At 56.7% G+C, this 26802-nt stretch carries 20 protein-coding genes; 8 read left to right on the plus strand and 12 right to left on the minus strand.

Features of this window, described 5'->3' with window-relative positions; all coding sequences use genetic code 11:
- Window positions 1-26: 26 nt before the first annotated feature.
- From SH421x_RS00520 to SH421x_RS00535, 4 genes are all read right to left on the minus strand, one after another.
- Window positions 27-2642: an outer membrane protein assembly factor BamB family protein gene (locus SH421x_RS00520; RefSeq protein ID WP_488853339.1), complete on the minus strand. Its 2616-nt coding sequence runs from the start codon at window positions 2640-2642 to the stop codon at window positions 27-29.
- A gap of 256 nt (window positions 2643-2898) precedes the next feature.
- On the minus strand, window positions 2899-3264 hold the full coding sequence (locus SH421x_RS00525; protein WP_488853340.1) for a cupin domain-containing protein: 366 nt from the start codon (window positions 3262-3264) through the stop codon (window positions 2899-2901).
- Between the two features lie 725 nt (window positions 3265-3989).
- Complete coding sequence (locus SH421x_RS00530) at window positions 3990-4310, minus strand: hypothetical protein (protein ID WP_488853341.1); 321 nt, start codon at window positions 4308-4310, stop codon at window positions 3990-3992.
- A 111-nt stretch (window positions 4311-4421) separates the two neighbouring features.
- Window positions 4422-4667, minus strand: a complete 246-nt coding sequence (locus SH421x_RS00535) for a hypothetical protein (protein ID WP_488853342.1) — start codon at window positions 4665-4667, stop codon at window positions 4422-4424.
- On the opposite strand from SH421x_RS00535, the gene SH421x_RS00540 reads away from it, so the two are divergent.
- Complete coding sequence (locus SH421x_RS00540) at window positions 4666-4791, plus strand: hypothetical protein (protein ID WP_488853343.1); 126 nt, start codon at window positions 4666-4668, stop codon at window positions 4789-4791. The two genes, SH421x_RS00535 and SH421x_RS00540, sit on opposite strands and share 2 nt — an antisense overlap.
- 99 nt (window positions 4792-4890) lie before the next feature.
- Here SH421x_RS00540 and SH421x_RS00545 read toward each other — a convergent pair whose 3' ends face one another.
- The 3 genes from SH421x_RS00545 to SH421x_RS00555 form a co-directional block, all read right to left on the minus strand.
- Window positions 4891-5559 (minus strand): hypothetical protein, encoded by a 669-nt coding sequence (locus SH421x_RS00545; RefSeq protein WP_488853344.1) that lies wholly within the window; start codon window positions 5557-5559, stop codon window positions 4891-4893.
- Between the two features lie 121 nt (window positions 5560-5680).
- A complete protein-coding gene (locus SH421x_RS00550; RefSeq protein ID WP_488853345.1) occupies window positions 5681-6448 on the minus strand; it encodes a hypothetical protein in 768 nt (255 codons plus the stop codon).
- Between the two features lie 113 nt (window positions 6449-6561).
- A complete protein-coding gene (locus tag SH421x_RS00555) occupies window positions 6562-7212 on the minus strand; it encodes a zinc ribbon domain-containing protein (protein WP_488853346.1) in 651 nt (216 codons plus the stop codon).
- A 485-nt stretch (window positions 7213-7697) separates the two neighbouring features.
- Between SH421x_RS00555 and SH421x_RS00560 the strand changes: the two genes are divergently transcribed.
- The gene (locus SH421x_RS00560) at window positions 7698-9707 is read left to right on the plus strand and encodes an ATP-dependent DNA helicase (protein ID WP_488853347.1); all 2010 of its coding nucleotides are present in this window, start codon (window positions 7698-7700) and stop codon (window positions 9705-9707) included.
- A 26-nt stretch (window positions 9708-9733) separates the two neighbouring features.
- Here SH421x_RS00560 and SH421x_RS00565 read toward each other — a convergent pair whose 3' ends face one another.
- Window positions 9734-11026: a lamin tail domain-containing protein gene (locus tag SH421x_RS00565; RefSeq protein ID WP_488853348.1), complete on the minus strand. Its 1293-nt coding sequence runs from the start codon at window positions 11024-11026 to the stop codon at window positions 9734-9736.
- A gap of 194 nt (window positions 11027-11220) precedes the next feature.
- Here SH421x_RS00565 and SH421x_RS00570 point away from each other — a divergent pair, with 194 nt between their 5' ends.
- Complete coding sequence (locus SH421x_RS00570) at window positions 11221-11628, plus strand: BlaI/MecI/CopY family transcriptional regulator (RefSeq protein ID WP_488853349.1); 408 nt, start codon at window positions 11221-11223, stop codon at window positions 11626-11628.
- Window positions 11625-13421 carry a M56 family metallopeptidase gene (locus SH421x_RS00575; protein WP_488853350.1) on the plus strand — a complete coding sequence of 599 codons (1797 nt, stop codon included), beginning with the start codon at window positions 11625-11627 and terminating at the stop codon, window positions 13419-13421. Before SH421x_RS00570 ends, SH421x_RS00575 begins: the two co-directional genes overlap by 4 nt.
- 92 nt (window positions 13422-13513) lie before the next feature.
- Here SH421x_RS00575 and SH421x_RS00580 read toward each other — a convergent pair whose 3' ends face one another.
- The gene (locus SH421x_RS00580) at window positions 13514-13642 is read right to left on the minus strand and encodes a hypothetical protein (RefSeq protein ID WP_488853351.1); all 129 of its coding nucleotides are present in this window, start codon (window positions 13640-13642) and stop codon (window positions 13514-13516) included.
- Between the two features lie 169 nt (window positions 13643-13811).
- On the opposite strand from SH421x_RS00580, the gene SH421x_RS00585 reads away from it, so the two are divergent.
- The gene (locus tag SH421x_RS00585) at window positions 13812-14954 is read left to right on the plus strand and encodes a hypothetical protein (RefSeq protein ID WP_488853352.1); all 1143 of its coding nucleotides are present in this window, start codon (window positions 13812-13814) and stop codon (window positions 14952-14954) included.
- A gap of 108 nt (window positions 14955-15062) precedes the next feature.
- On the opposite strand, the gene SH421x_RS00590 is transcribed toward SH421x_RS00585, so the two are convergent.
- Window positions 15063-19079, minus strand: a complete 4017-nt coding sequence (locus SH421x_RS00590) for a hypothetical protein (RefSeq protein WP_488853353.1) — start codon at window positions 19077-19079, stop codon at window positions 15063-15065.
- 379 nt (window positions 19080-19458) lie between these two features.
- Between SH421x_RS00590 and SH421x_RS00595 the strand changes: the two genes are divergently transcribed.
- The 3 genes from SH421x_RS00595 to SH421x_RS00605 all read left to right on the plus strand — a co-directional run bounded on the left by SH421x_RS00595 (window position 19459) and on the right by SH421x_RS00605 (window position 22802).
- Window positions 19459-21057 (plus strand): outer membrane protein assembly factor BamB family protein, encoded by a 1599-nt coding sequence (locus SH421x_RS00595; protein ID WP_488853354.1) that lies wholly within the window; start codon window positions 19459-19461, stop codon window positions 21055-21057.
- Window positions 21058-21274: 217 nt separating this feature from the next.
- Window positions 21275-21640 (plus strand): hypothetical protein, encoded by a 366-nt coding sequence (locus tag SH421x_RS00600; RefSeq protein WP_488853355.1) that lies wholly within the window; start codon window positions 21275-21277, stop codon window positions 21638-21640.
- Window positions 21641-21929: 289 nt separating this feature from the next.
- Window positions 21930-22802 carry a prolipoprotein diacylglyceryl transferase gene (locus SH421x_RS00605; RefSeq protein WP_488853356.1) on the plus strand — a complete coding sequence of 291 codons (873 nt, stop codon included), beginning with the start codon at window positions 21930-21932 and terminating at the stop codon, window positions 22800-22802.
- 79 nt (window positions 22803-22881) lie between these two features.
- Here the strand turns inward: SH421x_RS00605 and SH421x_RS00610 are convergent, their stop codons facing one another.
- Both SH421x_RS00610 and SH421x_RS00615 read right to left on the minus strand, forming a co-directional pair.
- Complete coding sequence (locus tag SH421x_RS00610; RefSeq protein ID WP_488853357.1) at window positions 22882-24663, minus strand: type IV pilin protein; 1782 nt, start codon at window positions 24661-24663, stop codon at window positions 22882-22884.
- A 139-nt stretch (window positions 24664-24802) separates the two neighbouring features.
- Window positions 24803-26533 carry a hypothetical protein gene (locus SH421x_RS00615; RefSeq protein WP_488853358.1) on the minus strand — a complete coding sequence of 577 codons (1731 nt, stop codon included), beginning with the start codon at window positions 26531-26533 and terminating at the stop codon, window positions 24803-24805.
- Window positions 26534-26802: the final 269 nt, after the last annotated feature.

The raw sequence follows: 26802 nt of genomic DNA on the forward strand, positions 1-26802 counted from the left end.
AGTTACAAGGTCAGGCTGGGCAAGTGCTACGACTTGTCGTTCGGCGTGACTGAGACGTTGTCGATATACAACTCGGCATTGGTCGCATTGCCAAAGAAGCCGGGGCTGCCATCGCGATTGGGGTAGGTGTCTTCGGCGACAACGGTCCATTCGGTAGGCTCTTCATCCGCCTTCTTCCAGACTTTGCCGCGGACCATCGCGATGTCCCCTTCGTTGGAGACTTGCAGCTTCATGCGATACCAGACGTCCGCTTCCAGCTCAAACGGTTTCGACTTCGCCATCCGCTGCTGGGTCACCCAACTGCGAACTTGCGTTGTTTTGTCGTTGCCGTTCAACACAAACTGATAGCCTTGCGCGATCAGACCAGCATCAGGCAGCTGGCCATCGTCCATCTTTTTCGCTTTGACGTCAGCCTGAATCGTGTAGTCGTGCAGTTCTGGACTCGACATCCACGATTGACTACGCGTTCCTTTCGGAATGGTCGAAATCTTGACCATGGCTTTGCTGCCGTCGATCTCGCGAACCACATGGCGATAACGAGCACCAACCCAAGTGACCGGCGGTTGACCGGCGCCGGTAGCCGGGTCGAGCGTGATCTCGTCGAAGTCAAAGCTCCAAGGAAGGTCCGGGATTGTCCGCAGGCGAGCCGTGCTTGCGACTTCACCCAACTTGGCGGTAAGGATGGTCGCCGTGTGGGCTTTGCTATCTTCTGAAGTGTAAAGTCCCTTGGCGTCAATCTTGCCGGGACCAGACAGTTCAAACGTGACGCCGCTTAGATCGACATCTAGCTTTTCGCCCAGCTTGTTGAACGCAGTAACTTCATACTGCTGCGACTGACCCGGCTTGAGCAGCACCTCGAACGGAGTCACTTGCAGTTGGTCGATTTCTGGGTTTTCACTGACCGGAGTTTCTGGTGCGACCGGCGGAAGCCCCGCAAATCCTTTTTTCAAGCTCGGATCTTCCAGGCAGTAAATACCCGCTGAAGTCGGCACATAGATCAAACCTTGGGCACAGATTGGTGAGCCGTTCACTTCGGCGTCATCAAACTTCCCTTTGTTAATCACTTCAAGCGAACCATCTTCTTGCGACTCTAGAATCGACCAATAGCCATTGGATTCAAAAGCGTAGATCTTGCCATCGGCGTAGAGTGGATTGCCTCGCATGGCGCGACCCACGGCGACGCGTTTGCCGACCGGTTCGCCAGTTTTGGCGTCAAAACCAAAGATTTTGCCAGAGTCGTTGAACGCGTAGATGTAATCGTTGACTTTCAGCAGCGTACTTTTGCCCATCATCACTTCGGGCTGCTGCCAGATCAGGCCTTTTTCGGTGATGTCACCGGTCAAAGCGCCGTTGATCGCGGCGACATTGCCCATCACCGAGGCAATCTCGCCGATGTTTTCTTCGCTATGACCAACGTAAACGGTGTCGCCATCGACCAGGGGAGAAGTGTTGATCCCCCGCATCGAGATTGCGTAGTTCCAGATCGGTTTGCCGGTGCGCGGCTGGAATGCCCAGAACTGACCATCCCCAGAACCAAAGACCAACGCTTTTTGACCGTTGAGGGTTGCGATGACCGGAGCGCTGTAGGTGGTATCGTCTGGCAGCAGTCGGGTGCCGTTGAACCAGACCATTTCGCCGGTGTTCTTATCAAACGCCATGAAGCGGTGACACGGCTTGGCCATATCGCCCCAACCGATCACGACGGCGCTGACGATGACGAGGTCTTCAAACACGATCGGAAAGTTGGTGCGGCCGCCGTAGGTGGAGAGCAGACCAAATTCTTCGTGCAGCTTGTGCACCCAGTCGGTCTTGCCGGTTTCGGCGTCGATGCATTGGAAATGTCCAGAGACCCCCAAAGCATAGATTTTGCCGTTGGTCGGATCGCCGACCACAGCCGACCAGCCGACGCGTTCGACCGGGACGTCCGACAGATAAACGTTGAACCGATTTTCCCAGAGGAACTCACCTGTCTGAGCATCCAGACAGACGACCCGCTCTCCTTCGCGTTTGGTTCCTTGCTCTGCGGCGCACAGCGTATAGAGCTTGCCGTTCATCACGATCGGCGTGCTGCGCGTGCCAAACTCTTCTGCTAGCCATTTCACGTTGCTCCCTTCACCACCGGCGGGATCAAAATCATCCAGCAGGCCGGTAGCGCGCGAGTAGCCGTTGTATTCTGGTCCGCGCAGGTAGGTCCAGTCTTGCGGATCTGCTTTGCCGGCTGGGGGGGCATCGGTCGCGACTTGCGTTTTGGTGGCTTCGTCCGCCGCAGGTAATTGTTGGGCGGCATCTTCTGCTTTCGCGGCAGGCTCGGCTGGTGCGGTTTCTGGCGTCGGGGTTGAGTCAGGTTTCATCGCGGCGGCGTCTGCGGCCGGCTGCTCGCTAGCAGCGGCTGGCTGCTCAGCGGCAGGTTCTGCTGGCGCCGACTCTGCCGGCTTCATTTCTGTGGCGGCTGGCTCTTTGGCCGAATCTGCATGCGGATGATCGTGGTCCGCGTCATGGTCCTCTGCATGATCGTGGTCGTGATCGGCATGATCTCCTGACGTATTGGTCGGAGCGGTAGGAGGCCCAGAAGGAGGTGTGCAGCCGATCATTGCGACGGCTGCAAACATGAGGAGGAGGGAGAGGCTGGAAGTCTTCGTCATAAGTGAATACCTGCGTATTGCTGCTTTACGGGCTGGGCAAGCGGTAGGGGTCGCTCTGTTTAGGATACGCCCTCGTCCGGCAGCAGGCAACTGATGGCGGAGCGAGCCTCCATCAGCAAATTCAAGTTTTCAAGCGACTTACGCGTGCCTGGCGGGATCAGCGGAGGGGGGAAACGGTGATTGCGTGACCTGGCTCACACAACAAAAAAGGGGGGAGAAAATCTCAGGGAGATAAAAAAGAGCAAGATTCTGACTGTTACTCGTCAAACCATTCATCGCTGGGGTCAAACTTGGGATAGACGATGTTCAAGATTTTCATCTGGCCGAGCGCACGATGACGCGTACCGGGGCGGATCATCACCAACATCCCTGGTTTCAGAGGAATAAAGGCGTCATCTAGTTGCATTTGGGCGTCAGCGTCACATTCCAGGATGTAATACGTCTCGGTCAATTGTTTGTGGTAGTGGAGCTTCGCATCGCTGGAGATCTCGGTCAGATGAATCGTGCCGGGATAATCGGCGACTTCGGCCAGTCCGCGGCGTGCCGTTCCGCAAGGACAGGGAACGCCGGGAAGTGCGGCGAGATGCACGATCTCGTAGCCTGAGAGAGAACTAGCAGCCATGAACTACTCCTAATGACCGATAGGCGACGCTCATGAGCAAATCGCCAAAGATTTCTACGTTTCATCTTAGCTAACCGGCGTCTCCGCTTCTAGTTCGCGAGATCTCCCCAGTTGCGGGATGCGATTTTGTCAAGCTGCGAAAGGTTTGCGGCCTGCGGTTGGTTTGCGGCCATGCGGCTGCCGGAACAATCGGCAAGGTTTGCCTGGTCGCTGGAGGCGTTACATCTTGCGCTACAGGATAGGTAAACCAAGTTGCGAAAATTGACTTCGATCGGTAAAGCGGCATCGATTCGCAGGACGATACCCTGGTCTAGCGAACGGAACTCGGTCGCTGCTGAAGTCCCTCTCGCGGAGAAGTGAGGGCGCATTAACTTTCGGCATGGAGAGTTCGAGTCACGGGAAGACTCGACCGAAGTTGATGGTCAATGTTTTGTGGACTGTGATGCTTTGCAAGCTACCTGAACAAGGTCCGACTGACGCTCCCACACTTACCACATTTTTTCGACGGTTCCGCCTGTTGGATGTGATGTAGGTAAGCGAACATTCGCGGCGTGGGAGTCGCACACCGTGACTGTTCACGCGAGCGCCGGCCAAGTGACGGATAGCAAGCGGGCCTGACAGTACTAACGCATTAGGAGACGTTGCTCGATGAAATTGAATCTTGTTGTGGGAACGATGCTGGTCGCGCTGATGTGTAGCCAATCGTTTGCCGCTGGCCTGCTGAATCAGATGCTTGGCGGTGGTTGCGGTTGCTCAACCTCGTGCTGCCAAACGCCCAAATGTTGCACTCCGGCCCCGCGCTGCTGTGCACCAAAACCAACTTGCTGTGCTCCGGCGCCGGCTACTTGCTGTGCCCCAGAGCCGACTTGCTGTGCTCCGGAAGCTTCTTGCGGTTGCGAAACCTCGTGCTGCAGCAAAAAGTGCTGCACCCCGTTGCGTGACGCTCTGAGCAACCTGTTCTGCTGCAAGAAGAGCCACTGTGGTTCGAGCTGCGGTTCGGATTGCGGTTGTGAAGTTGAAGCGACCTGCTGTGCTCCGGAAGCCACCTGCTGTGCTCCCGAAGCTTCATGCGGTTGCGAAAGCAGCTGCGGCGGTTGCTCGAACGGTTGCGGCCACAAGCATGGACTGTTGTCCGGCCTGTTCAGCCACAAGAAGCGTCACTGTGGTTCGAGCTGCGGTTGCGAAGTCGAAGCGACCTGCTGTGCTCCGGAAGCTTCGTGCTGTGCTCCTGAAGCTTGTGATTCGGGTTGCGGTTGCGAAACCTCGTGTGCTCCGAAGTGCTGCTCGTGCACCCCGATTCGTGACGCCATCAAGCGTTTGTTCTGCTGCAAGAAGAGCCACTGTGGTTCGAGCTGCGGTTGTGACACCAGCTGCGGTGGATGCGATAGCTGTGGCGGTAGCATGAGTGCTCCGATGTCGCCGATCCCGGCTGACGATTCGGCTGCTCCGATGCCTCCGGCCCCGGTACCGGCTGACAACATGACGTTTGTCCCGGCTCGCCGTCGTCTGGCCAGCAACGTTCGCTAAGCTTCGGCTCAGTGATCGGAACTGAATGATCGAAAGACCTGGTTGGAGAAATCCAACCAGGTTTTTTCGTGCGCGCTGGCTAACCAAAACCGCTGCGGCTCAACTCCGAAACTGCCGCTGTACTTCGGCGTCGGCTAACACGACCATTCCCCAGATCGCGAAAGGAATCCCGATGAGAAAGCAGCAATTGGTGCACGGCAATAAAGCCAAGATGAAACCGGTCCAAGCGTAGAACTTGCTCTTCATGCTCAGGATGCTGAACAATGCGATCAAGCCTGCCAGGCTGGCCAAAATCATCGCGCCAATCACGATCGACGAACCCACGGCTGCCGTCATGTCATTGATGCCGTTGACGTGCTGGACGACGATCATCACCAGCGTCAAAGCCAGATAAATCATTCCTAGCCCAAGCGAGACCATGCAAACGATCGCGGGGATGGCCAGCTTCCCTTTCGCTTCTTCAAATCCCAGCTTGCCGCCAGGATTGAGACTTGCCGAATAAGGGGATGCATACGGATTCGACTCGTCGATCGGAGCTTGTGCAGCGCTCTCGCCAAACGGGTTCAGCGGCTGCTGACCACCAGAATTCGAATCCGAGAAGAGACTGCCGCCGGCCGACGAGCCTCCCAAGGAGGAACCGCCCAGATCATTGCCACCTGGGATCGGTTGAATCGCCGAGCAATGAGGGCACTTGGTTCGTTTTCCTTCGTTCCCGTCAGGGACCCGAATCTGCTGTTTGCAGACTTGGCAAATGAATTCGATCGGCATCGGTGCGACTTCAGCAGTGGGTGAACGATCCACGCGGTTTTAAGGAACCGCTGTTCGACCAATGTAAGCCGCCGGCTACGACGATGCTAGCGTCATCGACCCAAGAAATTGTCGCCGCCGGTTAGCGAAACTGGGCTTTCCCCTCAGGCAAACAGAGCATCACAATCCCCCACACGCCCACCATCATCGCGATGATGCCGATCAGCATTGTCAGGCAACTCAACAGCAAAGTGCAGGGGATCATCCCCAATAGCATGCCGACCCAGCTCATCGCGTACGACTTGCGGAGGATTGCGTAAACCAGCCCGGTGATCGCTACGATGCTCATCAGGCAGATCAGGCTGCTGCCGCCGGCCAACGCCATAAATACCATCCGTTGCTGATCATCACCCCCTGGCGGCGGATTGAACGAGACATAGACCGTCCCGAGGACCATCAGCACCGCAAAACAAAGATTCACTGCCTGAATCGCCAGCAAAATGGCCGCCGGGATGGTTAGTAACAGCTTGGCCGTTTCAGGCCGCATTCCACCGCCAGACTTGAGCGGCGGGGCCAGGTAAGGGGAGGGAGCCGAAGCGGCGGGGCTGGGTGATTCAAAGGGATTGTGCGACAAGTCGGCGAATAGATTCGCGTCGTCGGTTTTCATCGGAAACGGCAGCGGTTCTGGCGGCTCGGATCGCGGGCCCGGGGGCGAATCGCGGTGCTGTGCTGAAGGGGGAGCGGTCGATGCCGCAGACGGCGGAACGGGGGGTGAAGTAGGCGCCGCAGCAGGCGTCCCCGGGATGATTTGAAGGTGGCCACAACTGGGGCACTGCACTTTTTTGCCGAACGAGTTGTCAGGAACTCGCAACTTTTTTGGACAGGCAGAGCAGAGAAATTCGATCGGCATCCCGTAGATGTCCCTGAGGAGAATGGCGAAGCGGAGTAAGCCAAGTCTATTTCACCGCGGACTCAAGTTCTACGTTATTTCGGCCAACTTTCGCGGCTGACGCACCCATGCGATTAATTGTAGTGTTCCCCAATTCGCCGGTCGCACAGCAAGATGATCCCCCAAACCGCAAACGGCAGCGCCAGCACGCAGCAAAAGGAGGCGCCAAACGGCGTCATCGCCAAGATCAGACCGGTCCAAGCCCAGCCAGACTCGTCGACATTGCGAAAGCTGTTGATCCCTTTCAAGGTTGCGCAGGTCAGGCAGATCATGACGCCGAGCATCACCATCCAAAACAATGCCGAAGGGCCATCTAGCCAGACCGGCGGCGCGAAACAGATCATCAAGATAAACAGGATAGCCCCGATTGCGTTCATCGCCGTCACAAGCATCGAAAGAATCAGCAGCACGGTGCCTGGGCGCGAGACGGCGTCGCGCGCCTCGTAAATCGAGATGCCGCCTGCAGCCGAGTGTGGACCGGTCGCGGGACTGCTCGCTTCTTTCAGCCTGTAACCTCCGCCAGAAAGCAATCCATCCAGCGAATTAATCGACGAACTGCCCGGCTTCTTTTCCTTCCAAAAATTGTCATCCTTGCTGGACGAACTGTCGCCGCCGGGAACGCGTTCTACCGATTGGCATTTTGGACAACGGACCTTTTTGCCCGCCAATACGTCGGGTACACGAAACTTCGCGGGACATTTCGTGCAGCTGAATTCGATGGGCATCGTCGGCTAACTACGGAAACTCGAGGAAATACTGGTCGCAAAGATCAGCACGAGTTCCCCAATTGGAAAATGAAATCACACGATTGTCCGGTAGCGACTGTCCGGCAGCGACGCTCGCCAGGCGTTTGATAAAAAAACGCAATCGCCCGCTGCTAGGGGAGACGATCGCGATTCGGTTTCGGTTCGGCGTTTGAGTCGCCAACTTGGTAATCGCTCCCCCATTTCCTTCCTTAGCGTAAAATCACCGGAAGAACAGGCAATTTATCGCGAAATGGGCTCTCCCTCGGCGTCTCGGGACTCTTTAGGCGACCGAGCCAGAGAAGGGGACGCCGCAGGTCTCATTCTGCAGGGGGGAATGCTACGGTTCTAGTCTATTTAACAGGTCGCGGGACGTCCATCGGTTGTCCGCTAATTTCACCGAACCGTAACCACTGTTAAGATAAAGCGGGATTGCGCCGCAATGGAATCATAACTAGCAGGCAGGGATGGGCAGTTTTTCGGTAGACGACATTCTTGGGCCAGACGGCCGAATCGCTCGGCGTTTACCCCGCTACGAACATCGCCAGCAACAGTTGGATATGGCTTCGGCGGTCGCTGCTGCGATCCAGAACAAGCGGCACCTGATGGTGGAAGCAGGCACCGGAGTCGGGAAAAGCTTCGCTTATTTGGTCCCGGCGATCTTGGCCGTCGCCGAAGAACGTCCCGACGACGAGGAGCGTCCTCGGCGGATCGTCGTCTCGACTCATACGATCAGTCTGCAAGAGCAGCTAATTCAAAAAGATCTGCCGCTGCTGAACAGCGTGATTCCGCTAGAGTTTACCGCCGTCTTGGCCAAAGGCCGCGGCAACTATCTCAGCCGTCGCCGGCTGGGCGCTGCATTGAGCCGCGCCAAGACATTATTCGCCAAAGACGAAGAAGAAAATCAGCTCGACCAGATCAAAGCTTGGGCAAAAGAGTCCACCGACGGTTCGCTCAGCGATCTTGACTTTCGCCCGCTCGGTTCGGTCTGGGACGAAGTTCATAGCGACAGCGGCAATTGTCTGGGACGCAATTGTCCCACTTACGATAGTTGCTTTTACTACAAAGCACGGCGACGCGTCCAAAATGCGCAGCTGATCGTCGTCAATCATGCCCTCTTCTTTAGCGATCTTGCGCTGCGGCGCAGCGGCGTAAATCTGCTGCCCAAGTATGACGCGGTGATCTTTGACGAAGCCCACACGATCGAGGCGGTCGCCGGCGATCACTTGGGGCTCTCGGTGACGTCGACGCAGATCGACTACACGTTGAACAAGCTGTTTAACGAACGCACCAACAAGGGGCTCCTCATGCATCACGGACTGACCGAAGCGATGCAGCAGGTCGTCCATTGCCAATACCGGGCGCAGCAGTTCTTTACGGAGATCGACATTTGGCTGGCTGAGAATCCGCAGTCTAGCGGTCGTGTTCGCCAGCCCGAGCTCGTACCGAATGTATTAACCCCCGCACTGGCCAAGTTGGCCTCTCAAGTGAAAAACGCTGGCGAAGATCTCAACGACGATAGCCAGCGGCAAGACTTGACGTCGATGAGCGATCGGATTTATCTGCTGGCCGATAGTATCGAAAGTTGGCGCACGCAACAGATCGAAGACGCCGTCTATTGGGTCGAAAGTTCGCAGCAACGCGGACCGTATCGCCGCGTGAAACTCTCGGCCGCGCCAGTTGATGTGGGACCGGTGCTGCGCAGCGAGTTGTTTCAGTCGGTCGACAGCGTCATCTTGACCAGCGCTACTTTGGCGGTGGGAGGGGCGTCGTCGTTTGATTTTTTCAAATCCCGCGTTGGCTTGACCCGCTGCGATACCTTGGCGCTAGGCAGCCCGTTTGACTATGCCGAGCAAGCCAAGCTGATCCTGGTGAGCGAGATGCCTGATCCCAGCGATCGGAAGAACTACGATCGAGCGGTGGTCGATATGATTCGTCGCTATGTCGGACGGACGCAAGGTCGCGCGTTTGTGCTGTTCACCAGTTACGAAATGATGCGCTCTGCGGCATCAGCGTTAACGCGGTGGTTTACTCAACAGCAGATCGAACTATTTAGCCAGTCCGACGGCATGCCGCGCAATGTGATGCTCGACAAATTTAAACAGGCCCAAAAAGCGGTCCTGTTCGGAACCGACAGCTTTTGGCAGGGAGTCGACGTTCCCGGCGATGCGCTGCAAAACGTGATCATCACCAAGCTGCCGTTTAGTGTGCCCGATCAACCGCTGCTGCAAGCGCGACTTGAGCGGATCAAAGAGGAGGGGGGACAGCCGTTTGGCCAGTACCAACTGCCTGAAGCGGTGATCAAATTGCGACAAGGTTTTGGCCGGTTGATCCGAACGCAAGACGATACCGGCATCGTGGTGATCCTCGATCCCCGCGTCAAAACTAAGCACTACGGCAAAGTCTTCTTGAAATCGTTGCCCGATTGTCCCATTGTCACCGAAAGCTACCGAGACAGTTCATTCGCCGAGTCGTAAGGGCGTAGGCGTACACTGTGCGGACCCTACCGGCGTTGCAGATTTGTAATAAACTTCCCAGGCTGCACATCATCGCGAGTGTAGCTGACGTCGTCGATCACGGCGCCTTGGGGGCTGATCAGACGCAGTTCATCGCCGCTGTTGCTGAGCCAAGCTTGGTTCGGGTTGTGGATGGTGATGGCCGAGCAGGGGGGGATCTCGCCGGTAAGTTTGATTTCGGCCCCGTCGTCGTCGGTTAGTTTCCAGCCGTCAAGTTGCAACGGTCGCGTTGAAGAGTTAGCGATCACCACCGCTTCTTTGCCATCGTCTAGGGAGAACGGATCTGGCAACACCGCCAAGATCTGCACATCGGTCGGTTGTTGGGGACTGGGCCGCGGCATTTGCGGCGCGGTAGAAGCGACCGGTGGTGCGCCTCCTTGGTCGTCATCTTTGCCGATCAGAATCTGAAAGGAGATTAAATAGTGATCCGAGAGCTTGTCGCGATAGTCGCGACTATCTTTGCCGTTGTGAATCACCTGGCGTGCGTTGGCGAACTCGGGTTGATTCAGCGGAACCAGCGCTCGATCAAACGGCGCGTCTTTGACATGGGTTGAATGATCGGCCGAATTTAAATCACGAAAGCCGGCTTTCGCAAACTGCGCTAAGCCTTCTTCCTGGGCCGACAAAGCGTTGCTGTCTCCGAGGATAATGATGTCGTCGTCGCCGAACATTTTTTTCACGGCGGGAAGCTCGGCGACTAGCGCACTTGCTTCGGCGGCGCGGTGTTTACGCATCCCGCTGACGTCGCCACCATAGTTCGATTTCATATGAATCGGGATCACCACAAAGTCGGTTTTCCCCTCGCCGGCCGAAAACTTCGCCGCGTACGGTTGCCGATCCCACGTGATGTAATTGTCGCCCAGCAAGTCAACCGGCGTGATTCGCATTGCGCCGCCGACGCGCTGCACGCGCGCCTGATTCCAAGCAACGCCGGTCAATTGGTCATCGGCATATGGGTCACGCTTAGGAAAGAGCTCGTACTTCCATTGGTTGCCGGCGCGGCGATTGAGCTGCGCACAAACCTCCTCCAAGGTCTTATTCGCCACGCGGTCATGCGCCGGAAAATCATCCGATATTTCTTGGAGCGCCAGGACATCAACGCCGGAGGCGGAGATCTCGGCGGCCAAGTCCGCAGCCTTTTGGGGGGGGCTGTTGCGCATTTCAGGCTTACCGAGCCATTCGATATTCCAAGATCCAATCCGGATGCTATCGGCGGATGCGGGGTCGCAACCTATTGTCAGAAAAAGACTTAGGGCAATAAATAGAGAAATGGTTCGCATGCCGTTTCCTGGGGTGGTGCTCGAAAGCCGCAACTTAGCGTATTGGAGGTCGCACGAACTACTAGTTTGTACGAAACTCAAACCAAATGCGTGGGTTAGATCCCCAAGTATTGATTTTTCTACGGGTTTTCTAGTTGCGTTCTACTGATTAAGCAGTAGGATGAGGCAAGTTGCTGAGAGAGGGCAATCACAAGATGCCAAGACCAAAACAATTGACACCGACTGCTGGAGAGCTAGAAGTCCTCAAAGTACTTTGGGCTCGCGGACCCTCCACGGTGAGAGACGTCATGAACGAACTAAACCAAGTTCGACCACGGGCCTATACGTCCGTCATGAGCTTGATGAATGTCATGGCCGAGAAGGGCTTGTTGCTGCGTCAATCGGAAGGACGCGCTTTTATCTACGAGGCGAAGCGGCCGCGGGATAAAACCTTGGGAGGAATTTTGCACGACGTACTCGGACGAGCCTTCGGCGGCTCGGCCAGTAACTTGGTCGCTCATCTGCTGGAAGAGTCAAAACCTACTGGTGAGGAACTCGACGCGATTCGACGCACGCTCGAGCAGTACGAAGAAACCGACCAGGCTCCGGGAGACGGCGGATGATTTGGGAGCCGCTCTCTAACCCCATCCTGTTTCAACTAACCATGGCGCTTGTCCATTTTATTTGGCAAGGGGCTCTGATCTGGTTGATTTGGGTCGCTGTCATACGCTATTCGTCTCGGCCCGAAACGCGCTATCTCGCAGGCGTTATTGCATTGGGTGTGATGCTGGTCTGTCCGATCGTGACTGCCTGCATCACGCCGCAGCAGTTGCAAATGGTCGCCGAGAATCCAAACCCGAGCGATCTACGAAGCGCCGAGATGCTGAGTGTCGAGCAGAACGGCGCCGAAATCATTGAAGCCACTCCGCTGCTAGCCGGCGCTGCAACCCTTGCAACCCCAGGCCAAGCGACCAGCGAATCCATCGCTTCGACCACAGCGGCCCCGTCGCTTGGCGCTGCTTGGGTTCAGCGATTTCAACCGGCGCTGTTGCTGGGATGGTTGTTGGGCGTGGGGCTCTTGGGGGGACGATTGGTGGTCGCCTATGCCGCAACCGTCTGGCTGCGGAGCGATGGGGCGCGACTTGAGATTTCGTTGCAAACGATCGCCGATCAAATTAGCCGTCGGCTTGGATTTTTGATCACGCCGCCGATCGGCGTCAGCTCAAAAATCGGCGAGGCGCTCACCTTGGGCGTACTGCAACCGATGGTGCTGCTTCCGACTGCTTGGCTGACCGATTTGACACCTGAGGTGCTAGAAGCGGTCATCGCGCATGAGTTGGCCCATGTCCGTCGCGGAGATCTTTGGATTAACGCGGCGCAGCGCGTGGTGGAAACCCTGTTTTTCTATCATCCGGCCGTCTGGTTCATCTCACGTCAGGTTCGCGTCGAGCGCGAATTTTGCTGTGACGAACTGGCGATTCTCGCCACGGGTCGCCGAGTTCAATACGCTCAATCTTTAGAACTTGTCGCACGACGGCAGATGAATCAATCAGCCGCTGCGTTTGCTGCCCCCTTCTTAGGAGATCGCACGATGACGCTGTTAAAACGAGTTCGACATGCGCTGGGCATTCCGCTCGGACGCGAATCGGGCCGGTTGTTGCCGGTTGGGTTAGCGCTGATCGTTGTGCCGGTCGGCTTGTGGATCGCATCGGCGATGCTTGCTTCACCCCGGTTGATGGCCGAGGAAGAGGCAGCTCCGCGCCGTGAAAGGGATGCTCGACGTCAAGGAGACTTTGCACCCCCGCCGCATCGCGAAGGAGATTTTGGACCACCACCACGCCGTGAAGGAGACTTTGGACCTCCACCGCATCGCGACGGGGACTTCGGACCACGGCCACCGCACCGCGAAGGAGACTTCGGTCCCCGGCCGCCGCGCCGCGAAGGAGACTTCGGTCCGCCGCGAGAAGAGATTATTCATCTGCTGCGCGAAGAAATGCATCTGCTACGCGTCCACATGGATCGCATCCAACGTCGTTTGGATGAACTGCAAGGACCGCCGCGACACGAAGGACCGCATGCTGGAGATCGTCCGCGACCGGAAGGTCCGCGTGATGGAGATCGCCCGCGTTCGGAAGGCCCGCGTGATGGAGATCGCCCACGACCGGAAGGCCCGCGTGATGGAGATCGTCCACGACCGGAAGGCCCGCGTGATGGAGATCGCCCTCGTCCGGAAGGTCCGCGTGATGGAGATCGCCCGCGTCCGGAAGGCCCGCGTGATGGAGATCGTCCACGACCGGAAGGTCCGCGTGATGGAGATCGCCCGCGACCGGAAGGCCCGCGTGATGGAGATCGCCCGCGCCCTGAAGGTCCGCGTGATGGAGACGCTGCTCCTGGACCTAGACAAGACGCAGAGTAGCTTACGCATTTCCAAAAATAACGAAGGCGCCTTAGCCGAATGCAATCTGCATTCGGCTTTTTCATGCGCGAATCAATGAGGGGGATTGCTCGTTAGCTAGCGGTGCTAGGGAGAATTATTAACCAATGCGAAACTTCCCAGGCGAAACTTTCGTCCAGCGCCATGGTTAGATCTAGCACGACGCGGATTTCTACGGGGGAAGACGCAGCAGAGCGAATCATGCTGATCACCGCATCAACGCCTACCGTTCCTCGTCGATTGTTTTTGAACCTGTTGCGCGGTTCGAGACTCATCACTGGAGAAGAGTGAATTATGGATTGGTTACGAACAATTGCCCCTTGGTCCCATCACGGTTTGTCGGCTAGCGCGTGCTTGGTCGGTGCGCTGGGCATGTCTACATTTGCGCTGGCCGCTGAGGCTCCCATCGCTCCGCTGACCGAACAAGAACGTGCTGTCGAGTTGTACCAAGTCGACTACAAACCATCGGCCGACGACGACAAAGAAAAGCAGCGCGACAAAGACAAAGACAAAGCAAAGGGAGATAAGAAAGAAGCCGAACGCCGTGGGCATGGCAAGCGGGGCGAACATGCCCAGCGCGGCGAGCATGGCGAACGGGGAGAGCACGGCAAGCATCGTGCTCATCGCGGGCATGGGCCCGGCAAACCCGGCATGCATCATGCTCGTGGCGAGCATGGTCCTGGCTTCGGTGGCGGTCACGGAATGGGTGGTCATCCGATGCACGGCATGTCGATGCACCGTAGCTTTGGTGCGATGCACGGTAGTTTTGGTCCACGACCGGGCAATCCGCAGCACAGAGCCGGTTCCCACGGCATGCACTCGCCGCACATGGCGATGATGCGTCAGCAAATGCAGATCAAAGCGCTAGAGCAAAAGGTCGAGCGTTTGGCTCACGCGATCCACGGCGGCAAGCCTTCCAGCGATGCGAAAGAAGAGGGCAAGCCGACCGGTCATCCTAGCGCCGCAATGCACGGCATGCCAGGCATTGGCAACCCGGCGGTGGCGATTCATCGTTTGATGGCTGAAAACGCCCAACTAAAGCAGAAGGTGGCGCGCCTCGAAAACGCACTGAAGTCGGATCAGCCGGCAGCGAATAAAGACGAGCCCAAACAGGAAGAGACGGCTCGTCGTCCTGACGGCCCTGGTCCGCGGGGACCGATGATGCGGAGCGGCTTTGGCGGTTTCCCAGGGCGCGGTTTCGAGGGAATGCGGGGCGAAGGTGGCCCACGCGGTCCGATTGCTCGTGGTCCGCGTGACGGTCAGCGCCCGCAGATGGGGCCGCGTGACGGCGAACGCCCGCAAGCTGGTCCGCGCGATGGGGAACGTCGTGAACGTGGATCACGGGATGACGAAAAGAAAGCTGGCGATAAGCAAGAAAACGATCGTCGCAGCGAGAATCGCTCGGAGAATCGCGAAGGCTTTGCGATCGATACCAACGGCGACGGGTTCAACGATTCGCCGGCAGAAGTTGCCGAAGTTGTGACGATTGACGTCGCAGTGACGGACGCCGAGTAGTTTGCCGGGCGACAAGTTTGACTGACGGCTGGGCAAGGAAGCCAGGCCGACTTAGGCAGCGATCAAGACGAAGCCGAACGACACTCGTTCGGCTTCGCTCGTTTCTTGTTAAGCAGGCTCTTCGTCTTCGTACTCTTCGTCATCTTCTTCGGCAGGCGTCAACGAAGTTTGCCACGGGTCAATCTCATCGTGCAGTTCTTCGATGGCGAGCGTCTTTTGCGGCACAAACAGCGCTTCCTGTTCTTCGTCATCGCCGCCAAAGTGGAGTCTTCGTTCGATCTTCATCACTTCCGCTTCGAGCGCTACCAGCCAGGCCGGCACGTCGAGCCCGACGCCGCTGGGCTCTTCGACCAGGACGTCGGCTTCTTTTCGTAACAGCTCAAACGCGGTATGCGAATCGCCGCTCGCTTCTTCCATCGCTTGCTCGACCAGTGAGCAAACCCGATCGACGGCCAGCGGCTGTAAAAATCGTTGGTGGATTCGATCGGCGATGGTAGGCATGCGCATCGAGTACTTCTGTTGCAACTCGCCAAGTTGCGCGACAAACCGGTTCGCTTCGTCGCCGATCCGCTCGGCGAGCGCTCGCCGCCATAATTGAGCCGCTTCGGCATGGCCGCGCCGGACCAAAATTTCATGAGCCAACACTACCGGTTTTAGGTTCCACTCAATCCGTTCGTACATCGTCTGTAGTCGCAGAAAATCGAGGAACATATACAACAGTTCGCCGCGATCGCTTTGCGTGGTGGTGCTGTTGTAATCGCGGTATTCGGGGTAGTTTTCGAGCACCGCTTCCAGCGTCATGGTAATGCACTCGACCGCGCGGCGTTGGTCACGTTCGTCCTGAATCGCGGTGACAAACGCTGGCCAATCTTCTTCGGCCATTTCGTTGCGAATGCGATCGATCCAGACGTGGACTCCTTGGTGTAAAATCGAGCGGATGTTGCCTCGGTTGAAGAAGTACTGCGTGAACAGGTCGCCGCCGTAACTTTCGATGAACGTTTTAATTTGCGTCCAGCGCGGTTCATCCTGAAACTTCTCGACCGCCGACAACCGCAAGGTTCGGCTGTGGTGCAGCCAGACGATCAGCATGTGCTGGGTGATCTGTTCTAGGCACTCTACCAATTCGGTTTCGACCGTCCGCGTCTTTTTTTTGCTTTTGGAGCCGGCTTTCCACTGTTTGGATGAATCAGAAAGGGCGCTGACCAGCGACGTGTAGGCTGATTCAAATAGCGAATCGAACTCGGTGACGGCGCTTGGTCCGACCGGATTGTCGCGTTCCATCGCTCGGGCGGTCTCTAGCAGTTGCCGGGTGCGCTCGAACATGCCGAGCCGCGGCAGCCAAGAGAGGAGTTCGCGAATCGCCCCTTGGCGTACTCGGGCAGCGACGATTTGTCCCGGTGCGCCCCCTTTGCCAATCGGGATGTAAAGCAGCGGCTTTGACGTTAGCGCCTCAATAAATTCGTTCCAGGGATCGCCTGCTTCGCCGACACGATTGGCCAGCAGGGAGGTCAGCACCAGGACTCCTTGGCGATGTTCGTCGGCCAATTCTGGTGGAAGTTGTTGTTGGAACGTGAGCGAGCTAGAGCTGGGAGACGTTTCATTTTTCGAGCGAACCGCGGCTGCTTCCAGCAGGCGAGCCGAGGAAGCTGCTGCGGCGGCCGTGATGATCGTTCTTTCCAACACAAATTCTTTGATCGCACGCTGGCGGTCAAATTCGACCATCGACTGATGATCGCCGGCCGGGCGCGGCAACTGATAGCGATGTACCGACGCCAGCAATTGTAACAATCCTCCCAGGTTGCCGACTGCCCGCTCACGCATTTCGATCAGCCGATCGGCCGCCTGGTCGTTGGCTGGTTGCGTCGCCGCTTCCATTGCCGTCATGCGCCAGAGTCGCGCAATGCATTCGAGAAACAACAGCCGTAGATTGACGCGTCGCGATTCGGCGTGCAATTCTTCTTTGCTTTCTTCCGCGGTCGATTCGCCCCCTTGCACGTCTCCTTCAACGCCGTCATCGGTGCTGTCAATGTAGGTGACTTCTTCGTAGGCGGCGCCGTAGAGATCCTCGTCGTCACTGGGCGGTTCTGCGAACAGCGCGGCGAGATCAGCGCCGCTTCCATTTTGTTTGCCGCCGGAGAGCCACGAGGGAGGATTCCAATACTCGCCGGCGTTGGCTTCCATAAAATCAAGCATGCGGCAGGCGAGCGCCCAGCGTTTTTCGGGGGACATCTCGGTGCGTCGCATGCGCCGCATCCACTCGCGGGCCATCGGAAAAAACGACGCTTCTCCCAGTTGCAGCGGCACATGGTCGGCCCGCTCAAGCCAATGAATCAGCAGCGAGAGCGCGGCGACAAAGTCATTGCGTTCTAGCAGCGCTTCGATCACCAGTGCGTACGCTTTCGGCGAGTCGAACATCTCGGCGTGCGGCGCCCAAAATCCGACGTCCCCGGTCGCGGCGCCGCCTTGATGCCATAGTCGCAGCGCGGACGCGACATGCTGAGCGGCGTCAAACGCTTCGGCCGCGTTGATCGCTTCGACGCTTGAAACTTCGTGCGCGGCGAACTTGCCCCACCATTCTGAAAAGGAGGAGAAGCGTTTTTCGATCTGGGCGGCCGCTTCGGCGTCATTGATCGCGGCCGCTTCGCTCCAGATGCGCGACATCAAGTTCATGATGATCTCAATCATCTGCAGCAAGTCGTCGACGCGGTGATCGCGGACGCTATTTTCCATCGATGGAAAGAGACTGAACTGCGCCTCAAATCCAAGGATATTCCAGGGATCGACCAGCGCGCCGCAGGCTATCCCGCGCTGTAGACGATCGATGATGTTGTCAACATAGTTAACCGCAGCAATTAGCTCACGACGATCGACTGCTTGGTTGGCGAGCGTGACAAAGCAGACGATCCGGCAACTCATACGGGCCGAAGCTGTCGGCACCACATCGACCTGCTGGCCTGCTTCGTCGGGATAGCCCATGCGGGCAAACAACTGGGCCAAGTGGACGTGCGCCAGCTGGCGTGCACGACGCTGACTAAGGACGCCGTTCAAATGTTGACGAGCGGCGCCAAACGGCTGCCGCCGGATCACCGCTTCCTGTTGCAGTCGTTGGCCATGTTCTCCCGGGATCTTGTGAACCAGCTCGGCATAAAAGCGATCACGGTAACTGGCGATCTGCGGCAACAGCGTCGCCAAGGTTACGTCTGAAGAGTAGGTGTCAGGCCCACGTCCCGAGATCCCGGCGCCCATCAGGATGACGCCGGCCAAGACGGCGGCCGCTTCGACTTCTAACTCTTCGATCGTCGCTTCTTGTCCCTCTTCGACGCGCCGCATTAACGCATCGAGCGTCACTTGTTGGATCACAAACCGGCGATAGCGACCGGTGGTGTCGATGTGATCGGGGTCCCACTGACCAAACTGATAGTTTGGGCGCTTGTTGACCGGGTGATCGAAGTCATAAGCGCGGGGATCAAACGCCAGCTCCTCCAAGATGTCTGGTTCAAAGCAGGCGTCATGCAGGATGTCGGGGCTGGTCGCTTGGATTAGTTCCAGCGCTTTAGTAACCACATTGTAGTAACGACCGATCGAGACGCCGGAGCCAGCCAAAAAGATCGGCACCGGACGGCAATACTCATGGCCGTAAGGACGCATCCGGCGCGACTGCAACGCTGCAATCGGACGATGCCCGATGTAGTCGTTCAGCTGGCCAATCGCCCCTGCTCGAATTCGCTCGACCTCATTCCATGGCCCCCCTTGTTGGAGGGTTGCTTCGGCGGCGCGAACCAAAAAATAGGGGAGAAAAATTGCTTCGTCGACCTGATGAAACAGCAGGTCGCGGTGAAATTCGAGATAGCCAGGCAGCACATGTTCGAATAGGCAGCTTAATACTCCGTTCACCTGATCGGTATCGGCGAAAGCAGGCGAGCTCCCCGCCAGTCGGGTTAGTTCTTGCCGCAGAACGTCTCCCAAGCGGGCCCAAGTCGGGCGAGCACGCGGTTCGCCCGGTGCAACTGCGGCGTACAACTCGTTCAACGCCGAGGCGAACTTCGGGTCGTAGGCGCCGGAAGAAAAATTCAGATAGCCCAGCGTTTTTTCGATTTGAGTCGAGTATTGGCTCAACGAGGGCATGAGGTTCCGTTCTGGCCTGGACCGGCGCGCAAGTCAAAGTGATGCGAGGGCAAGGTTTAAGCTGTGTGCGCCTAAGCGCCCATTGCGGCCTAAACGGCCGTAAACCCTTCATCCTAGGAAGACCCAGCCAGATGGTCTAGGCGACAGACGCCAGGGGGAGACCAGTGGTCGTGATGTAAGTGCTTTTCAGATAAGGGTTTGTCATCATTCGGGTCTCTTCCGGCCCACAGGAACGAGGCGAAAACTTGCCCCCGCCGTCGTGTCTTAACTACCTAGATTTCTTACTTTATCCGCGCTTCGCACGCAGAGGTTGACTATGATAGGGATTGCTATTCCTAACTTATTTGCCGACGTTCTCGACTCACTTCTGAGGATTTCGATGACGCTCTGTCATTCTCGCTGTTTCACCATCCTTGTTCTGTCGCTGTCGATTTCTTCTTTGGCGCTGGCCCAATCGGGGCGCGGCATCTTGGACGACATCAGCCTGCAGCGCGTAGGGCTCGAAAAGAAGTGGTCAACTCAACTTCCGATTGGCGTCAGCGGCGCCAAGCTTAGTTCGTTGACCCAGGCCATCACCCCGAACGAGATGCAGACCATTTTTGAGGTCAGCCATCAGGGGCGCTCGACGATGTTCTCGTCACGCGATTTGAACCCCTTTGGCAAACCGCTAGGTGCTGAGGGCGCCAAAGCGAAGGCCGATCAGTTTGTCGCACGCTTGGATCAAACCAAAGAAAAGCCGGTCCTGACCGAACACAAGGTTCCTCAAATCTTGTTTCTCGCGCAAAGCACCTCCGGCGTGCTCACCGCTTTGGATGGTCAAACCGGCCGCAAGCTCTGGTCGCAATTGCATGGACAACCTTTTTTCCCCTCCCAAAAACCATCGGCTGACGCCAAGTATATTGCAACGGTCAACGGGCTGACGCTGTACGTTTTGCATCGCGAGAATGGCGAGCTGCTGTGGAAGCGAAATCTCAGCAGCGCCCCTTCTGCCGGCGCCGTGATCGGTGAAGGGCACATCTACGCACCGCTGATGAAGGGCGTAATCGAGATCTTCGATCTTCAAGACAGCACCAAGCCGGTTAGTCGCTTCCAATCGTTCGGCCAGATTTTCGCCAACCCGACTATTACTGAAGCGACCGTGATGTGGCCGACCGATCAAGGTTTCGTCTACGCTGGAAACTCGTATGACGATAAGTTCCGCTATCGCATCGAAGCGACGGGAGAAGTAATTGCTCCGACGACGCACCTGGCGCCGAGTCTCAACTTTTTCGCGACGACCAGCGGCTATGTTTACGGCATTTATCAACGTGACGGCCGTATCGAATGGCGCCGTTCGTTTGGCGAACCGATTGTCGATTCGGTCCCTGCTATCGAAGACACCGCCTATGTGGTTTTGCAGCGCGGCGGCATGCATGCGGTCGACGCTTTCAACGGCGAAGAAAAATGGTTCGTTCCCGGCGTTCGTCAGTTTCTGTCCGTTTCCGCCGAGCATGTTTATGCACTGGATGATCGGCAGCGATTGTTAAAGATAGAGCAAGTCTCTGGCGCGATTGAGGCGCAACTGAGCGTTCGCGATTTCGACTTCTTCTACTCCAATTACGAATCAGACCGGATTATCCTCGGCACCAAGTCGGGCATGCTGTACGTCTTGCAGGAGCAAGGCAAAGAATTTCCGACGATTCATATCCCGCTCAAAACGGGGGAAGAAGAAGCAGCCAAGCCGACGGAAGAAGAAGAAAAGAAAACCGAGAAGCCGATGGAAGAGGCCAAGCCGGCCGGCGCCGATCCATTTGGCGGCGGCGACAATCCCTTCGGCGGCAGCGATCCGTTTGGCGGGGGAAGCAAGGATGACGCCGACGCCGGCAGCGATCCCTTTGGCGGCGGCGCCAATCCATTTGGCGGCGGCAGCAACCCGTTCGGCGGTGATAATGCTGCAGGAGATGGGGGAGCGATGGAAAGCAATCCCTTCGGAAACTAGCTCACAACTAGGGGCGGCTCCCACGGCCTTTGTGCGGTGTAGAGCTGCCCCGATCGGACAACGACGCCGGCATCACCTGCCGGCGTTTTTGGTTTCTTGCGACGCCGACCTCCGGCGATTTTCGCCAATCTTCGCATCTCGGCCGCGAATCACTCGGTAGCCAGTCGCGTACGCGGCAGTAGTTCACTGCTGCCTGGACTCGCTCAGGAGCCTAATCATGCGGATGCCAACGATCTGTCTCGCTAGCCTTGTCATTGTGACCTCCAGCGTCACTACCGCTGCGGTCAAAGCTATGACTCCGCTTGCCAAGCCAACTATCGCCCGCAGAGCCACTTCCCCCAATCAGCACGCCGTCACAACAATCGTGCTGGTCGCTCCATCGCGATCTATGGAACGCGTTGGCAAGCCGGGTACTCCGCAGTGGACGATCAAAGCGAAGCGAGAATTTTTGAAGGCAGCGATTTCATTCGAGCGTTATCGAATCGCGCAGCGGAAGTTTCCGCTGAAGTCGCATGATCAGTTCCACATCCTTCCGGCCCGACCAGCCGATGCACTACCATCCAGCGACGCAAGCTTAGGATAACCGTATCGCTGTCGAACAGGTAACGCTCTGGTAGCGGCCTGCAAAGCGGGTTTGACTGTTTCGGTATCGATACCCACGTCCATTGGCTTGCGCTTCGAGTCTGGTGTTTAAGTAGTTCTAAAGAACGCACCGCGACCACGCTAGCAATCCATCCTGGGCGGAAAGCTTTTCGAACTCTGCGAAAAACGATCCTGTTCGGCACGGCTGTTGCGACTCTCCTCGCATCAGAGACGTGCCGCTGCAAATCAAAAAAAACATTTCGCACATAGACCCCTAAGGAGTTCGAACGATGAGACTTTCCCTATTCTCCCTTGCTATGCTTCCGTTTGCTTTCGCGCCGCTGGGTTGTAATCAACCTGCTGGGCAGGTCAGCGACCAGTCGAAAGAGTATTCTGACTACTACGAATCAACCGGCAACGAAGCGTCCAATGATGCCGCTGAAAATAAGCCGCAACTGGATGTCGCGGAAGTTCACCGCGAGTCCTATGATCCAGCGGCGACCACCGATGATATGACGGCGCAAAATGCAGCGGCTAAGGATGCGTCTGCCGAAACCGAAACAACGCCGGTCTCGACCGATGCGTCTGCCGAAGAACCGAAAGAGAACTCGCAGCAGGAATCTGCGGAGAAAACGAAAGAGGACGCTAAACAGGAAACCGCAGCAGAGTCAAAAGAGAAGCAGCCTGCAGACTCGGCCGCAGATCAGGTAGCGGCCACCGAGAAAGGCGCCGAGAAAGCCAGCAAAGAAGCCGCGATGCCGGAAACCTCGGAGCATGTCGATCCGCCGCAATCAGCCCTAGAAGTCTCATTGCAGGAGGTGGAAGCCGAACTGAACGAGGCGAAGAAAACGTTGCAGAAATATTCCAATCAACAGGAGAAGAAAGATTTCCGCAACAGCACGCAAAAGCAGTTGGATGAGAACCAAGCCAGCCGCAAGCCGCTGAAGGAAGAGATCTCGCAACTTCAGGCCCAGCTACAGCAGAAACAACAACGCCTAGAACAGATCTCGACGTTGACCAACGAAATCCAATCGAAAATTGATCAGCTTGACCCGACCAGCGCCGAGCCGGACGATCAACTGCGCCAGGAAATCGAAGAGTCGCTGGCAAAATTACAACGTCTGCAAAATGACAGCGATCGCCAGGTCGCCCAGCAAAATTAACGCTCGCGAGTAGCGAATAGACTCCGCTTTCGGCCGTCGATCTTTGTAACGAAGATCGGCGGTCGTTTTTCGTTCTTGCTTACTCGACTTCCGGTCCTGGCTTATCGGCGACCGGTGCGGTCGTAGGGGCTTCAGTAAGCGGCGTGTTTTCTTCCGGCGTAGCATCCGTAGGTTCTATTTCTATCGAGAAATCCTCTCCCTCATCTACCTGCGGCAGATTCCACGGCATCACGTCGGATAGCGATTTCTTTGGCATGGGAAGTCGAATTACCTGATCCCCTTCGGGATAGATATTGACCGGATCGGTGGTGATCCATTCTCCCTGGACAATCTCTCCATAGGCCGAGGAGCCTCCGTCATCGGTCCGGTTCTGAAACACGCTATACAGCAGATAGCCTGGCGGACGCTTCTCATAGCCGAGCTGCCCGACAGCATAGGGATCTTTGAGCAGCGCAGGATCAATCCGCTGGGCCAACGGCGTCAGCGTGTCGGGATAGTCGCCGGTCTGTACCTTGTACTGTTCCAGCGCGACAGCGACTCGCATCAATTGCAGTTGTCCGTTGCTTCGTTCTTCGGCCAAGACAGCTTGCGTGACCGACGGCATCAAGAGGCCCACCAAAAGCTTTGCGATCAGCTCTCCGCGGACCGTTTGATTGAAGATAGCGCCGGTGACGCTGCCGGCATTGATGATGTTTTGCGTTTCGGCTTCGATGTCTAGTTCTAACTGCTCCATCGCGGCTTGACGATCATCCAGATTGTTGATCTCGGCGGTCGCCGCCAGTCGATCGTACCACTCGTTCAACTTGGCCAGCATGGCGTTGCGGTCGTAGGGAGCATAGGCGAGCTGCGAAAGTCCTCCATCGCCAATTAGCTCATCGGCGTCGATATCATGCGTGCTCAATCCAATTGCCGCATCGAGTCCCCCTAAGCGTTCCATCACATGGATTGATGGGGCCATGTCGTCAAACGGTTTAAGCTGAGCGAGAAACGCGTCGATCTCAGAGAGCAGCTCCGCATCGCATTGACCGCTATCCAGCAAAGTCGTCATGTTGTTTAGCGCTACTCCCCGAATTGCGATAGAAACCAATAGCTCTATCAAAAATGCGGGCTTTGAGTGGCAACGACTGATGGTCAGAATGGTTTTGATATCGCCCCAAGCATCCTCGGGTCGATTTTCACCGATCGCCAACATCGCGCGGATCGAAAGCATGCGAGCCGCCTGACGTTGATGCTGGACCGTAGTCAACATGGCGGTGAACAAGACTTGATGCTGATCGTCAAGAAACGAGACCGAAGGCAAAAAGAAATCAGGACGATCGTTCATCTCGTGCAGCTTGGCGAAGTGCGGTGCTTGCGAATCGACCCAATCGGCCAGCGGCGGCAACTGATCGCGCGTCCAAGGGAGGCTGAGCGGGCTGTACAGAATGTCATAGACCTCCTCTTTACCAATCGGCTCTATTGGTGTGTCGCCGGCTTTCACTTGGTTTTGTTGGTTGAGCCAGTCCTCTATCTTGCCTTTTACCGCTTTGTCCTCATAAGACAACATCGCCGGTCCATCCGGCAGCGGCATCTGCAATGCGTCACAGATCAACGCCTGATGCTCGGGCTCAATTTCAGCAGGCCACATTGCCTGTAAGAACGGAATCGCCGCGTTATTCTCCGGCGTAACATTCTCGGACTGCATATTCAGAATCGCTTGCTCGTAATCGATCAGTCCATTTGGCCCAACAGGCTCGGTCAGATATGTCGTCTGCTTCGAGATGATGATCGGCCCCGAAGGCCCGGCGATGACCCAAACCAGCAGACAGATCGACAGCAACAGCACGCCGCCGATGATCCAAAGATAGTGAAATTTTTTCATGAGATGCAGCCAGAGGAGAAGAAAGAGAAAGCAATCGTGATTCTAACATCGTAGCGACTCATGACTCCAACAATCGGCGCTGCCCAAAAGGGTTTCGGTCGCAGAGTCGTAATCTTGGGCTTGCCGGAATCAAGACGAACTACTTTTTGCCGGCCGGTTCTTCGTTAGGCTCAACGGTTTCGAGATCTCCGACGAGATTCTCCTCCTCCGCACCAACTTCCCACGGCGGCGGATCGAGAAATTTTTTCTGGGGCAGCGGAAAGCGGACCACCCAGTCGCCTTGCGGGTAGAGGGGAATCGTTTCGCCGCTGACCCACGCGCCGGCAACGATCTCGCCGTAGGTCGAAGAACCGTCGTCATCGATGCGATCCGTGAACAAACTGTAGAGCAGGTAGCCGGGTTCGCGGCGCTCGTATCGGAATTGGCCGGTAGAGTAGGGATCGTTGAGCAGCGCCGGATCAATTCGATCGGTCAACGCAGCGAGCGAGTCAGGATAGGCGCCGGTTTCAAGCTTGAACTTTTCGAGTGCGACGGCGACGCGGAGCATTTGCAACTGAACGTTGATTCGTTCTTCGGCGGCGGCTGCCTGGACCGACCCCGGCATGAGGAACGCGATGAAAATGTTGCCCATCGTTTCACCGCGGGCGGTTTGATTGAAGATGGCGGCGGCGACATTACCGGGATCTTTAATGCTGGCGATTTCGATTTGCAAGTCGACTTCAAACTGATCGAGTGCGGTCCTCCGCTCCGCGAGATTGTCAATTTCCAGCGCCGCGACCACCTTGTCATACCACTTGTTGATCGTCTGTAGCATGACATTGCGGTTGTAGGGAGCCTGGGCGAGAGAATCAAACGCTTCGTTTCCTTCGCCCAAAATGAGCTCGCTGTCTAGATTTCCATCGCTAAGATTAGTCGCCGCTTCGAGCGTGCCGAATCGTTCTGAGATATTCATCACTCCCGGCATTTCGTTGAACGATTGCAGTTGACCGAGGTACTGCTGAATCTCGTCCAGCAAAACTGCGTCACACTGACCGCTGTTGAGCAATTGGGACAATGTGTCGCACGCCATGGTGCGACACGCAATGCAAACCAAGAGGTCGATGATATGCGCTGGATGAGAATGACAACGACTGACGGTGAAATTGGTTTTAATATCCTCCCATGATTCGGCCGGACGATTTTCGCCGAGATGCAGCATCGCTCGAGCGGATAGACTCCTTGACGCTTCACGAAGCATTTCAATGGCCGGTAGATCACACATTAGATAAGAGTCGTATTGATGATTGATCAAAGCAGGCGGAGGGAGAAAGAACTTAGGTCGCTCATTCATCTCCCGCAGCTTTGCGAAAGGAACCGCTTGTTGATCAACCCAAGCGGCCAGCGGCGGCAATTGGTCACGCGTCCAAGGAGTGCTATACGAATCGTTAACCGCGTCTACCGCTTCGCTTCTGGTCAGCGGCGTAAAATTATCGGCGCCCAACTTCGCTACTTGCTGCTGATTGAGCCATCCGACGATCGGCTCTAGCATTGCACTATCCGTAGAGGGAACCATGCCGGGCTGTTTTGGCTGCGGCATTGCTAATGCATCGCAGACCAGGAGTTGTTCTTCTAGGGTCAACTTACCAGGCCACATCGCCTGCAAAAACGGGATCGCCGCGTTTTCCTCCGGGGTGACGCCGTCCACTTGCATTGCGACGATCGCTTTTTCATAGTCGACCAGGCCATTGGGCCGCAGCGGTTCGGTGATATAAGTCGTCTGTTTCGAAAGCAGGATCGGTCCCGACGGTCCGGCGACAATCCAGCCGAAGATCCCCAGACACAACAACATGACGCCGCAAATCAACAGAAAGTAGAGGGTCGATTTTTTCATAGCTGCCGAGCGGGTAAATTTTGAGGTTGCGCTATTTCGAACCGCTAGGACACTAGCCCGCCAGCGCCAGCGAGGGAATCCGGTGGCTACTTCAGGCCGAGTTGGCATTGCCCAGCGTGTTCCCTCGCTGGCGCTGCGGGCTAGTGTGAACGTTTTCGACTTGGTTCCTACCGCGTTTTTCCGTTCTTCCTCCGTGGCTTTGCCGCGTTCCATTCTTTTTGGGGCGAATAGCGCAACTTCAAAACGGGTAAACGGGGCGTAAAGCAGAG

The organism is Blastopirellula sp. SH421 (assembly GCF_057808535.1).